The sequence below is a fragment of the Mesorhizobium sp. M7A.F.Ca.ET.027.02.1.1 genome (assembly GCF_004022985.1).
Taxonomy (GTDB): Bacteria; Pseudomonadota; Alphaproteobacteria; order Rhizobiales; family Rhizobiaceae; genus Mesorhizobium.
This window is the reverse complement of record NZ_RZOL01000794.1, coordinates 1-1,101: the sequence shown is the minus strand read 5'-3', so window position 1 is coordinate 1,101 and position 1,101 is coordinate 1. Positions and strand designations below refer to the sequence as shown.

The window sequence follows — 1,101 nt, the reverse complement described above, 5'->3', positions numbered from 1 at the left end:
GGTGGATTTTACGGACACCGGCCTTGGAGAGACGGTTGCGGCCGTGGGAGTCTTGAGCACGCCGTATTTCTTGCGCGCCTTTGGGTCTCATCCTTCGGGCAGATCGTCCAACCAGCAGGCGCCCTCAAGGTGCGGCCGGGAAAAGATCTTTCCGATCTTTTCGGGACTCTTGTTTTGATGATACCGCATATAGATACGGCCATCGGCTCCAAGGTCGAGGACTTCGATCTTTCCTGTGTGATGGGACATGATGTATTTGAAGGTTTTTTGGATGCCGCTCAGGCGTTGGTTGATGCCGCGAGCAATCTCTATTCCGCGGCGCAGTGAAACCTGAAAATGGGAAGCGCCTTTCACCGGTCTGGCCTGAAAGAGATAATACGGGCGGATACCCATTTGGTGACACTTGGCGAATGTGGCAGCCAAGATCTCAGGATCATCGTTGACTTTCGCGAGAAGCACGGTTTGGTTCAGGAACTGTACGCCCCGTGCGCGCAAGGAGCGAACCTTGTGCTCCGCCTCAACCGAGATTTCGCCGATGTGGTCGAAGTGCGTGACGATCACAGCGGCTTTACCCGCCTCATCGATCCGTTTGAACAAAGCCGGTAACGCGGGATCCTCGAACCGTTTGGGCTGATAGGCTAGTGTTTTTGTACCGAATCGAATCGAATCCAGATGTCGGATTGGCAGCAGATGATCAAGCATCTTGTCCAGCTTGGCCGTGCTGAGTACCAGCGGATCGCCCCCTGTTATCAGCACGTTCGTAATCTCGGGATGGCCGCGAATATATTGCCCAATTTGCGCGAAATCAGCTGCGATTTCATCGGAATCCTTTCCGACAAGGCGTTTGCGAAGGCAATAGCGGCAATATGAGGCGCAACGGTCCGTTGCCATCACCAACCCGGTTTGGGCGTACTTGTGCTGAAACCCGGGAAAGACCGTGTTATCTAGCTCGCCGCTCGTGTCCAGGGTTCCGGGACTTTCGAACTCTTGGAATGAAGGCTCCACGATGTACTTGAGCTGCTCGTAATAACCGCTGTTGGTGATCTGCTCACGATAAGACTTCGTGACATGATAGCGCATGATGCTACTGGCTTGCAGTTC

General features: G+C 54.0%; 1 protein-coding gene. It reads right to left on the bottom strand.

What is annotated here, in order from left to right; genetic code table 11:
- Positions 1-87 precede the first annotated feature (87 nt).
- Positions 88-1,101, bottom strand: a 1,014-nt coding sequence (locus EN749_RS36200) for a lysine 2,3-aminomutase (protein WP_128365015.1), incomplete at its 5' end; no start/stop codon positions are given.